We start from the raw sequence: 18,839 nt of genomic DNA on the forward strand, positions 1-18,839 counted from the left end.
ACACACCTATCCACAGAAAAAGTGAATAAAACCGGCTTAAAAGGCTGGGGTATGTTTATAACTTTGCCTATATCTGTGAGTTATCCCAATGTTATCCGGCCCGCAGCACCGTAAAGCAGTGGTTTACCGCCTGTAGCTTGTGTGAAACAATCAGGACATCTATGCGAATTTAAGCTTATCGAGGTAGTCCGGTGATCGATGATGATGGCTACCGCCCGAATGTTGGTATCGTAATCTGTAATCGTCAGGGGCAGGTCTTATGGGCCCGCCGTTACGGTCAGCACTCCTGGCAGTTTCCCCAAGGTGGGATTAACCCTGGCGAAACTGCGGAGCAGGCGATGTACCGTGAGCTGTTCGAAGAAGTGGGGCTGAGTAAAAAGGATGTGCGCATCCTGGCTTCGACCCGCAACTGGTTGCGCTATAAATTGCCGAAACGTTTGGTGCGTTGGGACACAAAGCCGGTTTGTATCGGCCAAAAGCAAAAATGGTTTTTGTTGCAGCTACTGTGCAATGACGCTGATATCAATATGCAGCGCAGCAGCACGCCGGAGTTCGACGGTTGGCGCTGGGTGAGCTTCTGGTATCCGGTGCGCCAGGTGGTGTCGTTCAAACGCGACGTTTACCGCCGGGTGATGAAAGAATTCGCCGTGACCGTGATGCCGATGCAAGAGCAGGCGGCGCCGCGGCAGGCCCCCGCTTATCGCCGAAAGAGAGGTTAAGTTAAGCCGACTATGCTCACGCGCTTGCGAGAAATTGTAGAGAAGGTGGCCGCGGCGGCCAGTCTGACGGATGCGCTGGATCTGCTGGTTAATGAAACCTGTCTGGCGATGGACACCGAAGTGTGTTCCATCTACCTGGCGGACAACGATCGCCGCTGCTACTACCTGATGGCCACGCGCGGTCTGAAAAAGCCGCGCGGGCGCACTATCGCATTGGCGTTTGACGAGGGCGTCGTCGGGTTGGTCGGCCGCCGGGCCGAGCCTATCAACCTGGCCGATGCTCAAAGCCACCCCAGTTTCAAATATGTCCCTCAGGTGAAAGAGGATCGTTTCCGATCCTTCCTCGGGGTGCCAATCATTCACCGGCGCCAGCTGTTGGGCGTGCTGGTGGTGCAGCAGCGTGAGCTGCGCCAGTTCGACGAAAGCGAAGAGTCTTTCATGGTCACCCTGGCCACTCAGATGGCCGGGATCCTTTCACAGTCGCAGCTTAACGCCATTTTCGGCCAGTATCGCCAAACGCGCGTGCGCGCGCTGGCGGCCTCGCCCGGCGTGGCGGTGGCGGAAGGGTGGCAGGACAGCAGCCAGCCTTCGCTCGATCAGGTTTACCGCGCGTCGACGCTGGACACCGCCAGCGAGCGCGAGCGCCTGACGTTGGCGCTGGAAGAGGCCGGCGCGGAATTTCGTCGCTTCAGCAAGCGTTTTGCCGCCAGCTCGCAAAAAGAGAGCGCGGCGATCTTCGATCTTTATTCTCACCTGCTAAACGATGCCCGCCTCAAGCGCGAATTGTTCGCCGAAATTGATAACGGCTCGGTGGCGGAATGGGCGGTGAAGCAGGTGATAGAAGCCTTTGCCGAACAGTTCGCCAAACTGCAGGACACCTATATGCGCGAGCGCGGCAGCGACCTGCGCGCGCTGGGCCAGCGCCTGCTGTTCCACCTCGACGACACCACTCAGGGCGCCACCCAGTGGCCGGCGCGTTTTGTGCTGGTGGCGGATGAACTGACCGCGACATTGCTGGCCGAAGTGCCGCAGGATCGCCTGGTCGGCGTGGTGGTGCGCGACGGCGCCGCCAACTCGCATGCGGCGATTTTGGTGCGGGCGATGGGCGTGCCGACGGTGATGGGCGCCGACATCCAGCCTTCTCTGCTCAGCCAGCGGCTGCTGATCGTTGATGGGTATCGCGGCGAACTGCTGGTCGATCCTGAGCCGGTGCTGGTGCAGGAATACCAACGGCTGATCAGCGAAGAACAGGAACTGAGCAAGCTGGCGGAAGACGACGTCGAACAGCCGGCGCAGTTGAAAAGCGGCGAACGCGTTCAGGTGATGTTGAACGCCGGCCTCAGCCCGGAACATGAACAGCTGTTGGGCGGCCGGGTGGACGGCGTGGGATTGTACCGCACTGAAATTCCGTTCATGTTGCAAAGCGGTTTCCCTTCCGAAGAAGAACAGGTCGCGCAGTATCAAGGTATGTTGCAGCTTTACCCCAACAAACCGGTCACGTTGCGCACGCTAGACATCGGCGCCGACAAGCAACTGCCCTACATGCCGATCAGCGAAGAAAATCCCTGCCTGGGCTGGCGCGGCATTCGCATCACTCTGGACCAGCCGGAGATCTTTTTGATACAGGTGCGCGCCATGCTGCGCGCCAATGCCGGCACCGGCAACCTGGGCATTTTGCTGCCGATGGTCACCAGCCTGGAAGAGGTCGATGAGGCCAAGCGCCTGATTGACCGCGCCGGGCGCGAGGTGGAAGAGGTGCTTGGCTACGCGATCCCGAAACCGAAAATCGGCGTGATGCTGGAAGTGCCGTCGATGATTTTCCTGATCCCGCATTTGGCCGGGCGCGTCGACTTCATCTCGGTAGGCACCAACGATTTGACCCAGTACCTGCTGGCGGTGGATCGCAACAACACGCGGGTAGCCTCGCTGTACGACAGTCTGCATCCCGCGATGCTGCAGGTGCTGAAGCTGATCGCCGAACAGGGGAAAGCGGCCGGGCTGCAGCTTAGCCTGTGCGGTGAACTGGCCGGCGATCCGATGGGCGCGCTGTTGCTGGTGGGCATGGGCTATCGCAATCTGAGCATGAACGGCCGCAGCGTGGCGCGCATCAAATACCTGCTGCGACATATCGACCTTGCCGACGCGGAAGTGTTGGCGCTCCGGGTGTTGAACACCCAAATGACCACGGAAGTGCGCCATTTGGTGGCGGCGTTTATGGAGCGACGCGGCATGGGCGGGTTGATTCGCGGCGGCAGATAATCGCCGCGCGATGTGATTTTTTTACAGAACTTTTCCCGCGCTGCCGGCCCGGACCACGCTAAGCCTATGTTATGATGCGCAACCTCAGCGCGACGCATGTTCGTCGTCTTGCAAACCGCAGCGGCCAATGCTGCCGTTTGCAAGGCGCGAGGTAATGTCCGTCGCCGTTTGGCACCTGCCGCCCCCGCATGGGGAAAAATAACAGACATGTTGTGGTGATAGATGAGCAATAGCTATCTGGCGTTTCCTAAATTTGATCCGGTCATTTTCTCCATTGGCCCGGTTTCTTTGCATTGGTACGGCCTGATGTATCTGGTCGGCTTCGTTTTTGCCATGTGGCTGGCGGTGCGCCGCGCCAACAAGCCGGGCAGCGGCTGGACCAAAGACGAAGTGGAAAACCTGCTCTACGCCGGTTTCCTGGGCGTATTCGTCGGCGGCCGCGTGGGCTATGTGCTGTTCTACAACCTGCCGTTGTTCCTGGATAATCCGCTCTATCTGTTCAAGGTCTGGGATGGCGGCATGTCGTTCCACGGCGGTTTGATGGGGGTGATTCTGGTGATGTTCTGGTTCGCTCGTCGCACCAAACGCACCTTCTTCCAGGTTTCCGATTTTATCGCGCCATTGATCCCGTTCGGTTTGGGCGCCGGCCGCCTCGGCAACTTCATCAACGGTGAACTGTGGGGCCGCGTGACTACCGACACCCCTTGGGCGATGCTTTTCCCAAGCTCGCGCAGCGAAGACGTGGCCCTCGCCGCCGCCGATCCTTCTCTGCTGCCGCTGCTGAACCAGTACGGCGTGCTGCCGCGTCACCCGTCCCAGCTGTATGAACTGCTGCTGGAAGGCGTGGTGCTGTTTATCATTCTGAACCTGTTCATCCGCAAGCCGCGGCCGATGGGTGCCGTATCGGGCCTGTTCCTGATCGGTTATGGCGCATTCCGCATTATCGTCGAAGCGTTCCGCCAGCCGGATGCCCAGCTTGGCCTGTTCGACGGCGTGATCAGCATGGGGCAGATCCTGTCCATCCCGATGGTGGTGGCCGGTATTATTATGATGATTTGGGCGTATCGTCGTCGCCCGCAGCAACAACTGTCGTGAGGGACAAATGAAACAGTATCTGGATTTGATGAACAAGGTGCTCGCCGAGGGCACTCCTAAAGCCGACCGTACCGGCACTGGCACGTTGTCGATTTTCGGCCACCAGATGCGTTTCAATTTGCAGGATGGCTTTCCGTTGGTGACCACGAAAAAATGTCACCTGCGTTCGATCATTCATGAGCTGTTGTGGTTCCTGAACGGCGATACCAACACCGCCTACCTGCGTGACAACAAGGTCACCATTTGGGACGAGTGGGCCGATGAAAACGGCGATCTCGGCCCGGTGTACGGCAAGCAGTGGCGCGCCTGGGGGGCGGCGGATGGTCGTCAGATCGATCAGCTGAGCAACGTGCTCCAACAGCTGAAGCAGGATCCGGATTCGCGCCGCATCATCGTTTCCGCCTGGAACGTCGGTGAGCTGGACCAGATGGCGCTGGCGCCGTGCCACGCGTTCTTCCAGTTCTACGTGGCGGACGGCAAGCTCTCTTGCCAGCTGTACCAGCGTTCCTGCGACGTGTTCCTGGGCCTGCCGTTCAACATCGCCAGCTATGCGCTGTTGGTGCACATGATGGCGCAGCAGTGCGATCTGGAAGTGGGTGATTTCGTCTGGACCGGTGGTGATACCCACCTGTACAGCAACCACATGGAACAGACGCGGCTGCAGCTGACGCGTGAACCACGTCCGTTGCCGAAACTGGTGATCAAACGCAAGCCGGCTTCGCTGTTCGATTACCGTTTCGAAGACTTCGAGATCGAAGGTTACGATCCGCATCCGGCCATCAAGGCGCCGGTCGCGATCTGACCTTAACCGCATCACACCAGGGGCGCAGCGATTGCGCCCCTTTTTTTATCCGCATTGCGCGCCGCGCCGCATTTTATTGTCGCCATTTGTCACTATAGGGAAAACATTGCGCAGCTTGCCGCAAGGCTTGCGCATGCGGCTTTATCACTTTGTTACGGCCCTTACACTGGCCGCATGAACGAAAATACGCTATCGAACATCGATGACCGCCAGCGTGGTATGACGCTGATTGAGCTGTTGGCGGCGCTCCTGATCGCCGGCATGCTCACCGGCTGGGGCGTCGGGCAATGGCGCTATCATCAGCAAGCGCTGCGGCTGGAACACACGGCCCAACAGCTGCTGGCGTTTTTGCTGCGACTGCAGGCGGACGCCAACTGGCGTAACCGCCCGGCGCTGCTGTGGTTCAAGAACGGCACGCCCTGGTGTCTGGGCGGTGGCGTGCCGCCGCCGGATTGCGGTTCAGCCGAAGGCTCCGTTTTTTTTCCGTTTTATCGTGACGTTGCGCTGAGCGGTTATACCGACAAAGAAATCGGGTTTTACGGTTTGCGCAATACTGCGCAGGCGGGGCATATCCAGCTCAGCAATGAGGCAGGCGGCCTGCGGCTAGTGCTGTCTGCCCGAGGGCGGCTGCGTTTATGCAGCGAAGGGCTCCGGATAAGAGGGATCGCGCCATGCTGACTGTCGAACGCGGTTTTACTCTGCCGGAGGTCATGTTGGCGCTGGTGTTCGGCAGCGTGATCGCGCTTGGCGCGGCAAAAACTTACCCGCTGTTACGCCAGCAGAACGTGGCCGTCGGTCAGCACTTTCGGCTGGAGTCAACGCTGCGACAGCTGGCGTTCGGCATTGAGAAAGATCTGCGCCGCGCCGGTTTTTGCGCCGGACAGTGCGCAGGCCGTCCGTTGCTGATCGGCCAGGCATCGGGAGAAGCGGCGGGCAGCTGCGTTATCGTCGCTTACGACATCATCCGCAGCGGGCAATGGCTCACCTCGGGTGAGGATGCAGGCTATTTCGGTTATCGGCTGCGCAATGGCGGCTTGGAAGGGCAGCGCGGCGTAAGCCAATGCGATGGCGGCGGCTGGGAGCGGCTGCTCGATCATGACGAGGTGCGCATCGAACGGTTTCATGTAGCGATAGAACGGGGGGAGCATGGCGGGGCCTTGGCCCGCCTGACGCTCGTGGGGCGCTCCGCCAGCGATACGCGTATCAGGCGCAGTCTGAGCGGGAGCGTCGAAATGGCGGCGCTGCCATGAAGCGGTGCACCCAGCGAGGCGGTAGCACCCTGGCGGCGGTGATGTTGCTGCTGGCGCTGGGGCTGATGTTGCTCAATGCTCAGCATCGGCAATTGGATAACGCGCTGTTACTGGCCGCCGATCAGCAGCGTTACCTTCAGGCTTACAATCAGGCCGCTTCGGCGCTGAGTTGGGGGATGAGCCAGCGTTGGCCGCGCGTCGAGCTGAGTGCAGCGGCCTGGCTATGCAGGCAGCGCGTGGAATTGACGGCCTGCGCCCGGCTGTCTGCCAGAGCGGGGGTGGTGACGGTACGCGGCCTTGGTGAGATGCGCGGGGGGGAGCCGCTTTGGCTGTATCAATGGGGCGTGTTTGACGATGCAGAGGCTGCTGGCAAGGTGCAAGCGCAGCCAGGGGGGCGGTTGGATTTTTGCCCCGAGAAAAGGCTGGCTGACTGCGATGGCTAACGCTCGCGCAGGGCGGCTATCCCGCAACGGCTTCAGCCTACCGGAGGTATTGGTGGCAGCCTTGCTGTTCTCGGTGTCGCTGCTTGGCTTGTTACAGTATCATCAGGTGCTGTTGCAGTCGTTTCAGCGCCAGTGGCACTACCGGCAAGCCTGGGCGCTGGCGCACCAGCAGTTGGAAACGTTCGCTGTCACCGGGCGGCTCGATGCCGAACCACCGCCGGAAGGCTGGCGACGTGAGGCGGCGCTTGACGATGCGGAGAGTGATTGCCGTCGATTGACGGTCAGGGTTCAAACGCCGCAGCGGCAGTGGGCAACGCTGAGCCGTTGGTATTGCACCCGTTTTTGAGCCGGTATGTTTTTTGTTTTAAAGGAGCGTTCATGTTCACGGTTTATCATTCCAATCAGCTGGATTTATTGAAGACGCTGACCAGCGCGCTGATAGCCAGAGATCCGTTGGCCGATCCTTTTCAACAGGAAGTGGTGCTGGTGCAGAGCCCCGGGATGGCGCAATGGCTGCAGATGCAGCTGGCGGAACAGTTCGGCATCGCCGCCAATGTCGCGTTTCCGCTGCCGGCGACCTTTATTTGGGACATGTTCACCCGGGTGCTGCCGGATATCCCGAAAGAGAGCGCCTTCAGCAAGGACGACATGACCTGGAAGCTGATGTGGTTGCTGCCGGAGATGCTGACCCAACCGGCGTTTGCGCCGCTGCAGCACTATCTGACCGATGACGGCGACAAGCGAAAAATTCATCAGTTGGCCGGCCGGGTCGCCGACCTGTTCGACCAATATTTGGTTTATCGCCCGCAGTGGCTGGAGAGTTGGCAGCGCGGTGAGCGCATCGACGGTCTGGCGGAGGCTCAGCAATGGCAGGCGCCGCTCTGGGCGCGGTTGGTAGAGTACACGCGCGAACTGGGGCAGCCGGAATGGCACCGCGCTAATCTGTACAGCCGCTTTATCCACGCGCTGGAGCAGGCAAAAACGTGCCCGCCCGGTTTGCCGCCGCGGGTGTTTATCTGCGGCATCTCGGCGTTGCCGCCGGTCTATTTGGAGGCGCTGCAGGCGCTGGGACGGCATATCGATATCCACCTGATGTTCACCAACCCCTGTCGTTATTACTGGGGCGACATTCAGGATTACGCTTTCCTGGCCCGCTTGCAGAGCCGCAAGCGTCGTCATTACCATCAGGCGCGTGAGCAAGGGCTGTTTCGCGAGCCGGCCGACGCGGCGCGCCTGTTTGACGCCGAAGGTCAGCAGCAGCTCAGCAACCCGCTGCTGGCCTCCTGGGGCAAGCTGGGGCGCGATCACCTCTATCTGCTGTCGCAGATGGAAGGGGCGCAAGAGGTCGACGCCTTTGTCGATATCCCGGCGGATACCATGCTGCACGCCGTTCAGCGCGACATGCTGGAGTTGGAAGATCATGCGGTAATCGGTATTACCGCGGAAACGCTGGAAAGCAGCGTCAGCAAACGCCCGCTTGATGAGAATGACCGCTCCCTCAGCCTGCACGCCTGCCACAGCCCACAGCGGGAAGTGGAGGTGCTGCACGATCAACTGCTGACCATGCTGGCGCAGGATCCGTCGTTGACACCGCGCGACATCATCGTGATGGTAGCGGATATCGACAGCTACACGCCTTATATTCAGGCTGTGTTCGGCAACGCCCCCGCCGAGCGCTACCTGCCGTTCGCCATTTCTGACCGTAAAGCGCGGCAGGCGCATCCGGCGCTGCAGGCGTTCATTTCACTGCTCGATTTGCCGCAAAGCCGCTTTACCTCGGAACAGGTGCTGGCGCTGCTGGAGGTGCCTGCCCTGGCTACCCGTTTCGCCATCGGCGAAGAGGGGCTGCGCCTGCTGCGTCACTGGGTTGGTGAATCCGGCGTTCGCTGGGGCCTGGACGACGATAACGTGCGCGAACTGGATCTGCCCGCCACTGGCCAGCATACCTGGCGCTTCGGCATTACGCGCATGCTGCTCGGCTACGCGATGGACAGCAATGCCGGCGATTGGCAGGGCATTTTACCTTACGACGAATCGAGCGGGTTGGCCGCCGAGTTGGCGGGGCAGTTGGCAGACCTGCTGGCGCAGCTCAGCCACTGGCGGCAAGTCTTGAGCGAAGCGCGCCCGCTCGAGGCGTGGCTGCCGTTGTGCCGGCAACTGCTGGATGCCTTCTTCGCCGCGGACAGTGACACTGAAGTCGTGCTGGCGCTGATCGAACAGCAGTGGCAGCAGGCCATCAATTTTGGCCTGGCGGCGCGCTATCCCGACGAGGTGCCGTTGACCATTCTGCGTGACGATCTGGCGGCGCGCCTCGATCAGGAACGCATCAGTCAGCGCTTCCTCGCCGGGCAAATCAACTTCTGTACGCTGATGCCGATGCGTTCCATTCCGTTCAAGGTGGTGTGCCTGCTGGGCATGAACGACGGCGTGTATCCGCGCACGCTGCCGCCGCTGGGGTTCGATCTGATGGCGCAGCAGGTCAAACGTGGCGACCGTAGCCGGCGGGATGACGACCGCTATCTGTTCCTGGAAGCGATTTTGTCCGCTCAGCAGCGGCTGTATATCAGCTTCATCGGCCGTTCCATTCAGGACAACAGCCCGCGCTATCCTTCGGTGCTGGTCACCGAGCTGCTGGAGTACCTGGAGCAAAGCTATTGTCTGCCGGGAGACGAGGAACTTAGTGCAGACGACAGCGCCCGCCGAGTGGGCGAGCACTTGCTGAAGTGGCATGCGCGCATGCCGTTCGCCGCCGAGAATTTCTTGCCGGGCTCGGAGGCGCAAAGCTATGCCGCCGAGTGGCTGCCCGCCGCCGATGGTCGCGGTGCGGCGCATCCGGCGTTCAACCAGCCGCTGCCCGCCGAAGCGCTGCAGCAAATAGCGTTGGATGAGCTGCTGCGGTTTTATCGCCATCCGATTCGTGCCTTCTTCCAGCTGCGCTTGGGCGTCAGTTTTATCCTGGAAGAGACCGAGTTGCCGGACGAAGAACCCTTCACGCTGGATAACCTCAGCCGTTACCAGTTCAACAGTCAACTGCTGAATACGCTTATCGACGGCGACGATCCCGAGCGGCTATTCCAGCGGGTGCGCGCCGCCGGTGGGTTGCCCTATGGCGCCTTCGGCGAAATTTATTGGCAAAAGCAGCAGGAAGAAATGAGCGAACTGGCCGAGCAGGTGCGTGCGGAACGGGCGCAGAGCCATAGCCTGGAGCTGGATATCGATATCGCCGGCGTGCGCCTCAGTGGCTGGCTGCACCAGGTGCAGGATGACGGCCTGTTGCGCTGGCGGCCCGCTACGCTGTCGGCGGTGGACGGCATATTGTTGTGGCTGGAGCACCTGGTGTATTGCTGTGCCGGCGGCACCGGCGAGAGCCGCATGTATGGCCGCAAGAACTCCGCCTGGCGCTTTGCCGCGCTGGCGCCAGAAGAGGCGCAGGCGCAGTTGGCGGAACTGCTGGCGGGTTATCAACGCGGTCTGTGTGAGCCGCTGCTGTTGCTGAACAAGAGCGGCTGGGCGTGGCTGAGCCAGTGCTATCTGCCGGAAACGCAGCAAATCGACTGGGAGGAAGACGCGCAAATTAAGGCCCGCGCCAAATTGCTGCAGGCTTGGCAGGGCGATCAGCGCATTCCCGGAGAAGGGGAAGATCCCTACGTGCAGCGAGTATTCCGCCAATTGGATAATGAATACTTGGCGCAAATTCTGGCTGAAACAGAGCGTTATCTGCTGCCGGTGGCGCGGCATAACCTGGGGTAACAATCCCCCGGTGGTGCTGTGCAGCGGGAGGTGGTAAAAATAACGAAGGTTATATTCAACCATTGGGGTAATTCCCGGTCTGACATAACGTACAGGCATATACCCGCCGTGTTCGGACCGCCACATTGGCGAAGAACACGGCGAGTACCGATTTGGTTATGTGGTTTTGATGCACGTCGCCAACGTCAGGGAGTGGGCGTAGCGACGTCAGAATAGGGGGTTATTTTGGATATGCGCAGACAGTTGGCCCGTATCGCCGGGCTGGTATTATTGGCTATGTGTTGGGCACCGTTGAGTTGGGCCGCGCAAGGATGGCAACCGCTGGCGGAGAAGATCAACAAGAGCGAACACGATCCGCGTCAGTACGAGGCGATCAAGTTGGCTAACGGCATGACGGTGTTGCTGGTGTCCGATGCCCAGGCGCCGAAATCGCTGGCGGCGCTGGCATTGCCGGTCGGGTCGCTCGAAGATCCGAACAGCCAACTGGGCTTGGCGCACTATCTGGAACATATGGTGCTGATGGGCTCCAAACGCTATCCAGAGCCGGAAAACCTGTCCGAATTCCTGAAAAAGCACGGCGGCAGCCATAACGCCAGCACGGCCTCTTATCGCACCGCCTTCTATCTGGAAGTGGAGAATGACGCGCTGGAGCCGGCGGTCGATCGCATGGCCGACGCCATTGCCGAGCCGCTGCTGGATCCGGGCAATGCCGATCGTGAGCGCAACGCGGTGAACGCCGAATTGACGATGGCGCGTTCGCGCGACGGCATGCGCATGGCGCAGGTCGGCGCGGAAACCCTTAACCCGGCGCACCCGAGCGCGCGTTTCTCCGGCGGCAATCTCGATACGCTGAAAGACAAGCCGGACAGCAAGTTGCATGATGAACTGACCGGCTTCTATAAACGCTACTACTCCGCCAACCTGATGATGGGCGTTTTGTACGGTAATCAGCCGCTGCCGCAGTTGGCGGATATTGCGGCGAAAACCTTTGGCCGCGTGCCGAATCACGACGCCAGCGTGCCGCCGATCACCGTGCCGGCCGTGACGCCGGAACAGCAGGGCATCATCATTCACTATGTGCCGGCGCAGCCGCGCAAGCAGCTGAAGGTCGAGTTCCGCATCGATAACAACAGCGCCGCGTTTCGCAGCAAAACCGATACCTACATCAGCTATCTGATCGGCAACCGCAGCAAAAACACCCTGTCTGACTGGTTGCAGAAGCAGGGGCTGGCGGACGCCATCAATGCCGGCGCGGATCCGATGGTCGATCGCAACGGCGGCGTCTTCGCCATCAGCATTTCACTGACCGACAAAGGTCTGGCCAAACGCGACGAGGTCGTCGCCGCCATTTTCAACTACCTGAAAATGCTGCGCAGCGAAGGCATCAAGCAGAGTTATTTCGACGAAATTTCGCATGTTCTGAATCTGGACTTCCGTTATCCGTCGATCACGCGCGACATGGACTACATCGAATGGCTGGTGGACACGATGCTGCGTGTGCCGGTTGAGCATGCGCTGGACGCACCCTACCTGGCCGATCGTTATGATCCCAAGGCGATCGCTGAACGTCTGGATGCCATGACGCCGCAAAATGCGCGCATCTGGTTCGTCAGCCCCGATGAGCCGCACAACAAGACGGCCTATTTCGTCAACGCGCCTTACCAGGTCGACAAAATCACGCCACAGCGCTTTACGCAGTGGCAGCAGCTGGGCAGCGGCATTTCTCTGTCGTTGCCGGCGCTCAACCCGTACATTCCGGATGATTTCACCCTGACCAAACCGTCGCACGAGTTCAAAAAGCCGGAAATGGTGGTGGATAAACCCGGCCTGCGCGTGCTGTATATGCCGAGCCGTTATTTCGCCGACGAGCCGAAGGCCGACGTCACCGTCGCTTTCCGCAACGCCAAGACCATGGATTCCGCGCGCAACCAGGTGCTGTTCTCGCTGACGGATTATCTGGCCGGCCTCGCGCTGGATCAACTGAGCTATCAGGCGTCGGTCGGCGGGTTGAGTTTCTCGACGTCGCCGAACAACGGCCTGATGTTTAACGCCAACGGCTTTACCCAGCGTTTGCCGCAGTTGTTGACGGCGCTGATCGAGGGCTATTCCAGCTTCACGCCGACGGAAGATCAGCTGGCGCAGGCCAAATCCTGGTATCTGGAGCAGTTGGACGCCGCCGAGAAGGGCAAAGCGTTTGAGCTGGCCATTCAGCCGGTGCAGATGGTTTCCCGCGTGCCGTATTCCGAACGCAGTGAGCGCCGCGAAGTGCTGAAGACGCTGACGCTGAAAGACGTGCTGGCCTATCGCGACAGCCTGCTGGCCGAGGCCACGCCGGAGCTGTTGGTGGTGGGCAACATGAGCAAGCAGCAGGTCGACACGTTGGCGTCGACGTTGAAACATCGTCTGGGCTGTACCGGCATCGAATGGTGGCACGGCGAAGACGTGGTGGTGGACAAGAATCAGCTAGCCAACCTGCAACAGGTGGGCAGCAGCACCGACTCGGCGCTGGCGGCGGTCTATGTGCCGACCGGCTACGACGAAGTGACCGGCATGGCCTACAGCTCGCTGCTGGGGCAGATCATTCAGCCGTGGTTCTACAGCCAGCTGCGCACTCAGGAGCAATTGGGGTATGCGGTCTTCGCCTTCCCGATGTCGGTGGGCCGCCAGTGGGGCGTGGGCTTCCTGCTGCAGAGCAACAGCAAACAGCCGGCCTACCTGTACCAGCGCTATCAGGATTTCTACCCGAAAACCGAGAAGCGCTTGCGCGACATGAGCGAGGCCGATTTTGAGCAGTACAAACAGGCGCTCATTAATGAGCTGAAGCAGCGGCCGCAAACCCTCAGCGAAGAAGCCAGCCGGTTCGCCAACGATTTCGATCGCGGCAATTTCGCCTTCGATACCCGTCAGAAGCTGATTGCGCAGGTGCAACAGCTGACGCCGGCCAAGCTGGCGGATTATTTCCACCAGGCGGTGATCCAACCGCAGGGGCTGGCGGTGCTGTCGCAGGTGAGCGGCAGCGGGCAAGACAAGGCGGATTACGCGGCGCCTAAGGATTGGGTTACCTATCCGAACGCGTCTGCATTGCAGCAGATCCTGCCGCGCAAAGTGGCGACGCCATGACGGAAGTCGCCCCGCAGAGGCTGGAGCCGCTGACGCTGCCGCTGTTTGGTGAACGCCTGATCGAGGCGTCGGCGGGCACCGGCAAAACCTTTACCATCGGCGCGCTGTACCTGCGTTTGCTGCTGGGGTTGGGCGGTGAAGCAGCGTTTCCCCGGCCGCTGACGGTCGAAGAAATCCTGGTGGTGACCTTTACCGAGGCCGCCACCGAGGAGCTGCGCGGGCGCATCCGCGACAATATCCACGGGCTGCGCATCGCCTGCGTGCGCGGTATCAGCGCCAACCCGCTGTTTTCGGCGCTGATGGAAGAAATTGACGATTTGACCGACGCCGCCTCGCAGCTGCTGGCGGCGGAGCGGCAGATGGACGAAGCGGCGATTTACACCATCCACGGCTTTTGCCAACGAATGTTGACGCACAACGCCTTTGAGTCCGGCATGCTGTTTGAACAAACGCTGGTGCAGGATGAACTGCCGCTGCGGCGGCAGGCCTGCGCCGATTTCTGGCGTCGCCACTGCTATCCGTTGCCACTGGGCGTGGCGCGTGCGGTCAGCCAGGAGTGGAGCGGCCCGGAAGCGTTGCTGGCCGACCTTTCCGGTTATCTGCACGGTGAAGCGCCGGCGCTGCGTCGGCCGCCGAAGGACGAAGAAACCGTCCTGATGCGCCACGAGCAGATCGTCGCGCGCATCGACGCCATCAAGGCGCAATGGCGGGCGGCGGCGGGCGATCTGGAGGCGTTAATCGCCCAGTCCGGTGTCGATAAGCGCAGCTACAGCAGCAAACACCTGCCGAACTGGCTGAACAAGGTCGGCGAATGGAGCGGGCAGGAGACTCAGGACTACCAGCTGCCGAAGGAACTGGATAAATTTCGCCAGTCGGTGCTGCTGGAGAAGACCAAGAAAGGCGAGCCGCCGCGGCATGCGCTGTTCACGGCGATCGACGAGCTGTTTGATGAACCCTTGACGCTGCGCGACCTGATCATGGCGCGCGCGCTCAGCGAGATCCGCACTTCCATTCAGCAAGAAAAGCGCCAGCGCGCCGAGCTGGGGTTTGACGACCTGCTCAGCCGGCTGGACGGCGCCTTGCAAAGCGGTGGTGGCGAACAGCTGGCACAGGCGATCCGCCAGCGTTACCCGGTGGCGATGATCGATGAATTCCAGGATACCGATCCGCAGCAATACCGCATTTTCCAAAGACTTTACGTCGGCCGGCCCGATTGCGGCCTGCTGCTGATCGGCGATCCCAAGCAGGCGATTTACGCCTTTCGCGGTGCCGACATCTTTACCTACATGCGGGCGCGCTCAGAGGTGAGCGCCCACTATACGCTGGAGACCAACTGGCGCTCGTCGCCGTCGATGGTCGCCAGCGTTAATCACCTGTTTTCTCAGGTAGAAAAGCCTTTCCTGTTCGGCCAAATCCCCTTTATCGAGGTCAGCGCGGCGGAAAAGAACCAAGGGCTGGCGTTTGAATTGCACGGCAAGCCGCAACCGGCGATGCAGTTCTGGCTGCAGCAGGGGGAAGGCGCCGGTGTAAGTGATTACCAACAGCTGATGGCGCGCCTGTGCGCCACGCAAATTCGCGACTGGCTCAGCGCCGGGCAGCAGGGCCAGGCGTGGCTGCAGGGCGGCAAGATGCCAAGGCCGGTACAAGCCTCCGATATCACGGTGCTGGTGCGCAGCCGCAATGAGGCGGCGTTGGTGCGCGATGCGCTGAGTGCGCTTTCTATTCCGTCGGTGTATCTGTCCAACCGCGATAGCGTGTTCGACACCCCGGAGGCCAAAGACCTGCTGTGGTTGTTGCAGGCGGTGTTGGCGCCGGAGCAAGAGCGCACGCTGCGCAGCGCCATGGCCACCGGGCTGATGGGGCTGGACGCGCCGACGTTGGACGGCCTGAGCCGCGATGAGCGCGCCTGGGACTCGCTGGTTAATGAATTCGACAGTTACCGCACGCTCTGGCTGCGCCGCGGCGTGTTGCCGATGCTGAGCGAGGTGATGAAAGCGTGCCAGCTGGCGGAGAACCTGCTGGCCAGCGCCGGCGGCGAGCGTCGCTTGACCGACGTGCTGCATCTGGGGGAGCTGTTGCAAGAGGCGGCGGCGCAGCTCGACAGCGAGCATGCGCTGGTGCGCTGGCTGGCGCAGCAGATCGCCCAGCCTAATCGTCAGTCCGATAATCAGCAGCTGCGGCTGGAGAGCGACCGGCATCTGGTGCAGGTGATCACGATTCACAAGTCTAAGGGGTTGGAGTTCGATCTGGTGTGGCTGCCGTTCGTCGGCAACTTCCGCCAGCAGCAACAGGCGCTGTATCACGATCGCCACAGTTTCCAGGCGTTGCTGGATCTCGACGCCAATGAAGAGAGCCAGGCCTGGGCGGAGGAGGAGCGATTAGCGGAAGACCTGCGTCTGCTGTATGTGGCGCTGACCCGCTCGGTGTACCACTGCAGCATCGGCATCGCACCGTTGTTCCAGGGCACGCGCAAGAAACAGGGCGATACCGATCTGCACCGCAGCGCATTGGGTTATCTGGTGCAGGGCGGGCAAGCCGGTGACGCCGTGTATCTGCAGGAGCGGCTGCAGCAATTAGCGGGCGGCGGTATCGCGCTGTCGCTGGTTGAACCGCCGGATGAAGAACCCTGGCACCCCCAGGCTTCGCTAACCGAGGCGTTGGAGGCGAAAAGCTTTACCCGGCGGATCCAGGATTTTTGGCGGGTGACCAGCTATACCGGTTTGCAACAGCACGGCGCGAGCCTGATGCAGGATCTGCTGCCGCGTCTGGATGTCGACGCGGCCGGTGAGCGCGGGGAAGAAAGTGAGCCAGCGCTTACACCGCATACCTTCCCGCGCGGCGCAACGCCCGGCACCTTCCTGCACAGCCTGTTTGAAACGCTGGACTTCACCCAGCCGCTCGACGAACAGTGGCTGCTGGAACAGCTACAGCAGCAAGGGTTCGCCGAACACTGGCAACCGATTCTGCTGGCGTGGATGCAGGTGCTGCTCAATACGTCGCTCGACGACAGCGGCGTGACGCTGGCGGCGCTGACGCCGCAGCATAAGCAGGCAGAGCTGCAGTTCTATTTACCGATTAATCGGCTGTTGCAGGCGAAGGAGCTCGATTCCCTGGTGAAGCGTTACGATCCGCTTTCCGCCCGCTGTCCGGCGCTGGATTTTCACCAGGTGCAGGGCATGCTGAAAGGCTTTATCGACCTGGTGTTCTGCTGGCAGGGCAAATACTACCTGCTGGACTACAAGTCCAACTGGCTAGGAGAGGACAGCAGCGCCTATACCCGGCCGGCGATGGAGCAGGCGATGGCGGAGCATCGTTACGATCTGCAATACCAGCTGTACACGCTGGCGTTGCATCGTTATCTGCGCCATCGGTTGCCGGATTATGATTACCGACGCCATTTTGGCGGGGTGATTTATCTGTTCCTGCGCGGCGTGGATGCGGCGCACCCGGGCAATGGCATTTTCACCTGTCTCCCCGAGTTTGAGTTGGTGGAGGGGATGGATCGCTTGTTCAGCGGCGAGGCTGCGGCGGCGGGGGAAGGATCATGATCGCACTGCTGGAGCAGGCGGTGGCGCTTGGCGCGCTGCGCCCGCTGGACGTGCAGTTCGCCCGCGTGGTGGCGAACGAAGACGAGCCTGATATTTTGCTGGCCGCCGCCTGCCTGAGCGCAGAGGCGGGGGCAGGTCATGTCTGCCTGATGCTGGAGCAGCTGCAGGCGGACACGTTGTTTGAAGGGCGCCAACCGGCGCTGGCGCTGGCGGTGTGGGAGGCGGCCGGGCGGCCGGATAGCACGCGTTGGCAGCAGCGTTTGGCGACCAGTGCGGCGGTCGGGGACGGCAGCGGCGCAACGCCGCTGGTACTGCGCGGGTCGCGCCTGTATCTGCAGCGCATGTGGCAAAACGAAGGTGAAGTGGCGGCGTTTATCGGCGGCGAAGGTGAATCGCTGGCGGTGCCGGAGGCTGAGCTTCGCACCATTCTCGACCGCTTGTTCGGCACGGCGAGTGATGAACCCGACTGGCAGAAGATCGCCGCCGCGGTGGCGGCTACGCGGCGTATCGCGGTGATTTCCGGCGGGCCGGGCACCGGTAAAACCACCACCGTCGCCAAGCTGCTGGCGGCGCTGGTGCAGCTGGATGAAAGCGCGCGCTTGCGAATTCAACTGGCGGCGCCGACCGGCAAGGCGGCGGCGCGCCTGACGGAGTCGCTTGGCAGCGCCAGCCGTCAGTTGGCGTTGACCCCGGCGCAGCAGGCGTTGTTCCCGACGGAGGCGGCGACGTTGCACCGTCTGTTGGGGGCGCAACCGAACAGTCAGCGCATGCGCTATCACCGTGGCAACCGGCTGCATTTGGATGTGCTGGTGGTGGATGAGGCTTCGATGGTCGATCTGCCGATGATGGCGCGCCTGATTGCCGCGCTGCCCGATCGGGCGCGGGTGATTTTCCTTGGCGACCGCGATCAGCTGGCTTCGGTAGAGGCCGGCGCGGTGCTGGGGGATATTTGCCGTTTTGCCGAGCAGGGATACAGCGATGCGCGTGCCGCAGAGCTGAGCCGCCTGACCGGCTGTTCGATCGAAGGGCGGCAGGCCGACGCGGAAGCGGTGGTGCGCGATAGCCTGTGTCTGCTGCGCAAGAGCTATCGCTTCGATGCCCGTTCCGGCATCGGCCAGCTGGCGTTGGCGGTCAACGCCGGCGCGGGGGATCGCGCACTGGCGGCACTAAACGGCAGTTTCGGCGATGTCGCGGGCTATGCGCTGGCGACGAGCGAAGAGTATCAGGCGCTGTTGGATGCCTGCGTGGCGGGCTACCGCGACTATCTGCGGCTGACGGCCGAAGGGGCGGACGCGGCGACGGTGCTGGCGGCTTTTGGCCGTTTCCAGGTGCTGTGTGCGCTGCGTGAAGGGCCGTTCGGCGTCGCCGGCCTGAACGAGCGCATTGAGCTCGGGCTGCAGCGTGCGGGCCTGATCGACCGCAAACCGGGCGTGCTCGGCCGCTGGTACCGGGGGCGGCCGGTGATGATCGGCCGCAACGACAGCGCACTGGGGCTGTTCAATGGGGATATCGGCATTACATTGCCGGATGAGCACGGCGATCTGCGCGTGCATTTCCAACTGCCCGACGGCAGCATCAAGTCGGTACAGCCAAGCCGTTTGCCGGCGCATGAAACCGCTTATGCCATGACGGTGCACAAATCACAGGGATCGGAGTTTGACCATACGGTTCTGGTGTTGCCGAACCATTTCCTGCCGGTGCTGACGCGTGAGCTGGTCTATACCGCGATCACTCGTGCGCGTAAGCAGCTCTCACTGTACGCTACGGAGACGGTACTGCTGCGGGCTATTCGCACGCCGACCCAGCGCCGCAGCGGATTGGCTGAACGGTTGCAGGCAACGGAATAAGCGATG

The 18,839-nt window shown here is 61.4% G+C and carries 12 protein-coding genes; all 12 read left to right on the forward strand.

Annotation, left to right across the window (positions count from 1 at the left end; translation table 11 throughout):
• Positions 1-191: 191 nt before the first annotated feature.
• The 12 genes from rppH (at position 192) to recD (ending at position 18,833) form a co-directional block, all read left to right on the forward strand.
• Positions 192-719, forward strand: a complete 528-nt coding sequence (rppH, locus tag ACJ8IL_RS10045) for an RNA pyrophosphohydrolase (RefSeq protein WP_004931849.1) — start codon at positions 192-194, stop codon at positions 717-719.
• Positions 720-731: 12 nt separating this feature from the next.
• Positions 732-2,978, forward strand: a complete 2,247-nt coding sequence (ptsP, locus tag ACJ8IL_RS10050) for a phosphoenolpyruvate--protein phosphotransferase (protein ID WP_043139841.1) — start codon at positions 732-734, stop codon at positions 2,976-2,978.
• 222 nt (positions 2,979-3,200) lie between these two features.
• Positions 3,201-4,073, forward strand: coding sequence for a prolipoprotein diacylglyceryl transferase (lgt, locus tag ACJ8IL_RS10055; RefSeq protein WP_016929919.1), 873 nt, complete (start codon positions 3,201-3,203; stop codon positions 4,071-4,073).
• A 7-nt stretch (positions 4,074-4,080) separates the two neighbouring features.
• Positions 4,081-4,875 (forward strand): thymidylate synthase, encoded by a 795-nt coding sequence (thyA, locus tag ACJ8IL_RS10060; protein WP_025304065.1) that lies wholly within the window; start codon positions 4,081-4,083, stop codon positions 4,873-4,875.
• Between the two features lie 174 nt (positions 4,876-5,049).
• Positions 5,050-5,553, forward strand: a complete 504-nt coding sequence (locus ACJ8IL_RS10065; RefSeq protein ID WP_442516519.1) for a prepilin peptidase-dependent protein — start codon at positions 5,050-5,052, stop codon at positions 5,551-5,553.
• Complete coding sequence (locus ACJ8IL_RS10070; RefSeq protein WP_261426977.1) at positions 5,547-6,125, forward strand: prepilin peptidase-dependent protein; 579 nt, start codon at positions 5,547-5,549, stop codon at positions 6,123-6,125. Before ACJ8IL_RS10065 ends, ACJ8IL_RS10070 begins: the two co-directional genes overlap by 7 nt.
• Positions 6,122-6,568: a YgdB family protein gene (locus tag ACJ8IL_RS10075; RefSeq protein WP_442516520.1), complete on the forward strand. Its 447-nt coding sequence runs from the start codon at positions 6,122-6,124 to the stop codon at positions 6,566-6,568. The genes ACJ8IL_RS10070 and ACJ8IL_RS10075 overlap by 4 nt, the downstream gene beginning before the upstream one ends.
• Positions 6,561-6,914, forward strand: coding sequence for a prepilin-type N-terminal cleavage/methylation domain-containing protein (locus ACJ8IL_RS10080; RefSeq protein WP_060435075.1), 354 nt, complete (start codon positions 6,561-6,563; stop codon positions 6,912-6,914). Before ACJ8IL_RS10075 ends, ACJ8IL_RS10080 begins: the two co-directional genes overlap by 8 nt.
• A 32-nt stretch (positions 6,915-6,946) precedes the next feature.
• Positions 6,947-10,318, forward strand: a complete 3,372-nt coding sequence (recC, locus tag ACJ8IL_RS10085) for an exodeoxyribonuclease V subunit gamma (protein ID WP_442516521.1) — start codon at positions 6,947-6,949, stop codon at positions 10,316-10,318.
• A 231-nt stretch (positions 10,319-10,549) separates the two neighbouring features.
• Complete coding sequence (ptrA, locus tag ACJ8IL_RS10090; RefSeq protein ID WP_197836005.1) at positions 10,550-13,438, forward strand: pitrilysin; 2,889 nt, start codon at positions 10,550-10,552, stop codon at positions 13,436-13,438.
• Positions 13,435-16,986 (forward strand): exodeoxyribonuclease V subunit beta, encoded by a 3,552-nt coding sequence (gene recB / locus ACJ8IL_RS10095; RefSeq protein WP_442516522.1) that lies wholly within the window; start codon positions 13,435-13,437, stop codon positions 16,984-16,986. Before ptrA ends, recB begins: the two co-directional genes overlap by 4 nt.
• A complete protein-coding gene (recD, locus tag ACJ8IL_RS10100; protein ID WP_442516523.1) occupies positions 16,983-18,833 on the forward strand; it encodes an exodeoxyribonuclease V subunit alpha in 1,851 nt (616 codons plus the stop codon). The genes recB and recD overlap by 4 nt, the downstream gene beginning before the upstream one ends.
• Positions 18,834-18,839 lie beyond the last annotated feature (6 nt).

The organism is Serratia sp. CY47444 (assembly GCF_052168635.1).
Lineage (GTDB): Bacteria > Pseudomonadota > Gammaproteobacteria > Enterobacterales > Enterobacteriaceae > Serratia > Serratia bockelmannii.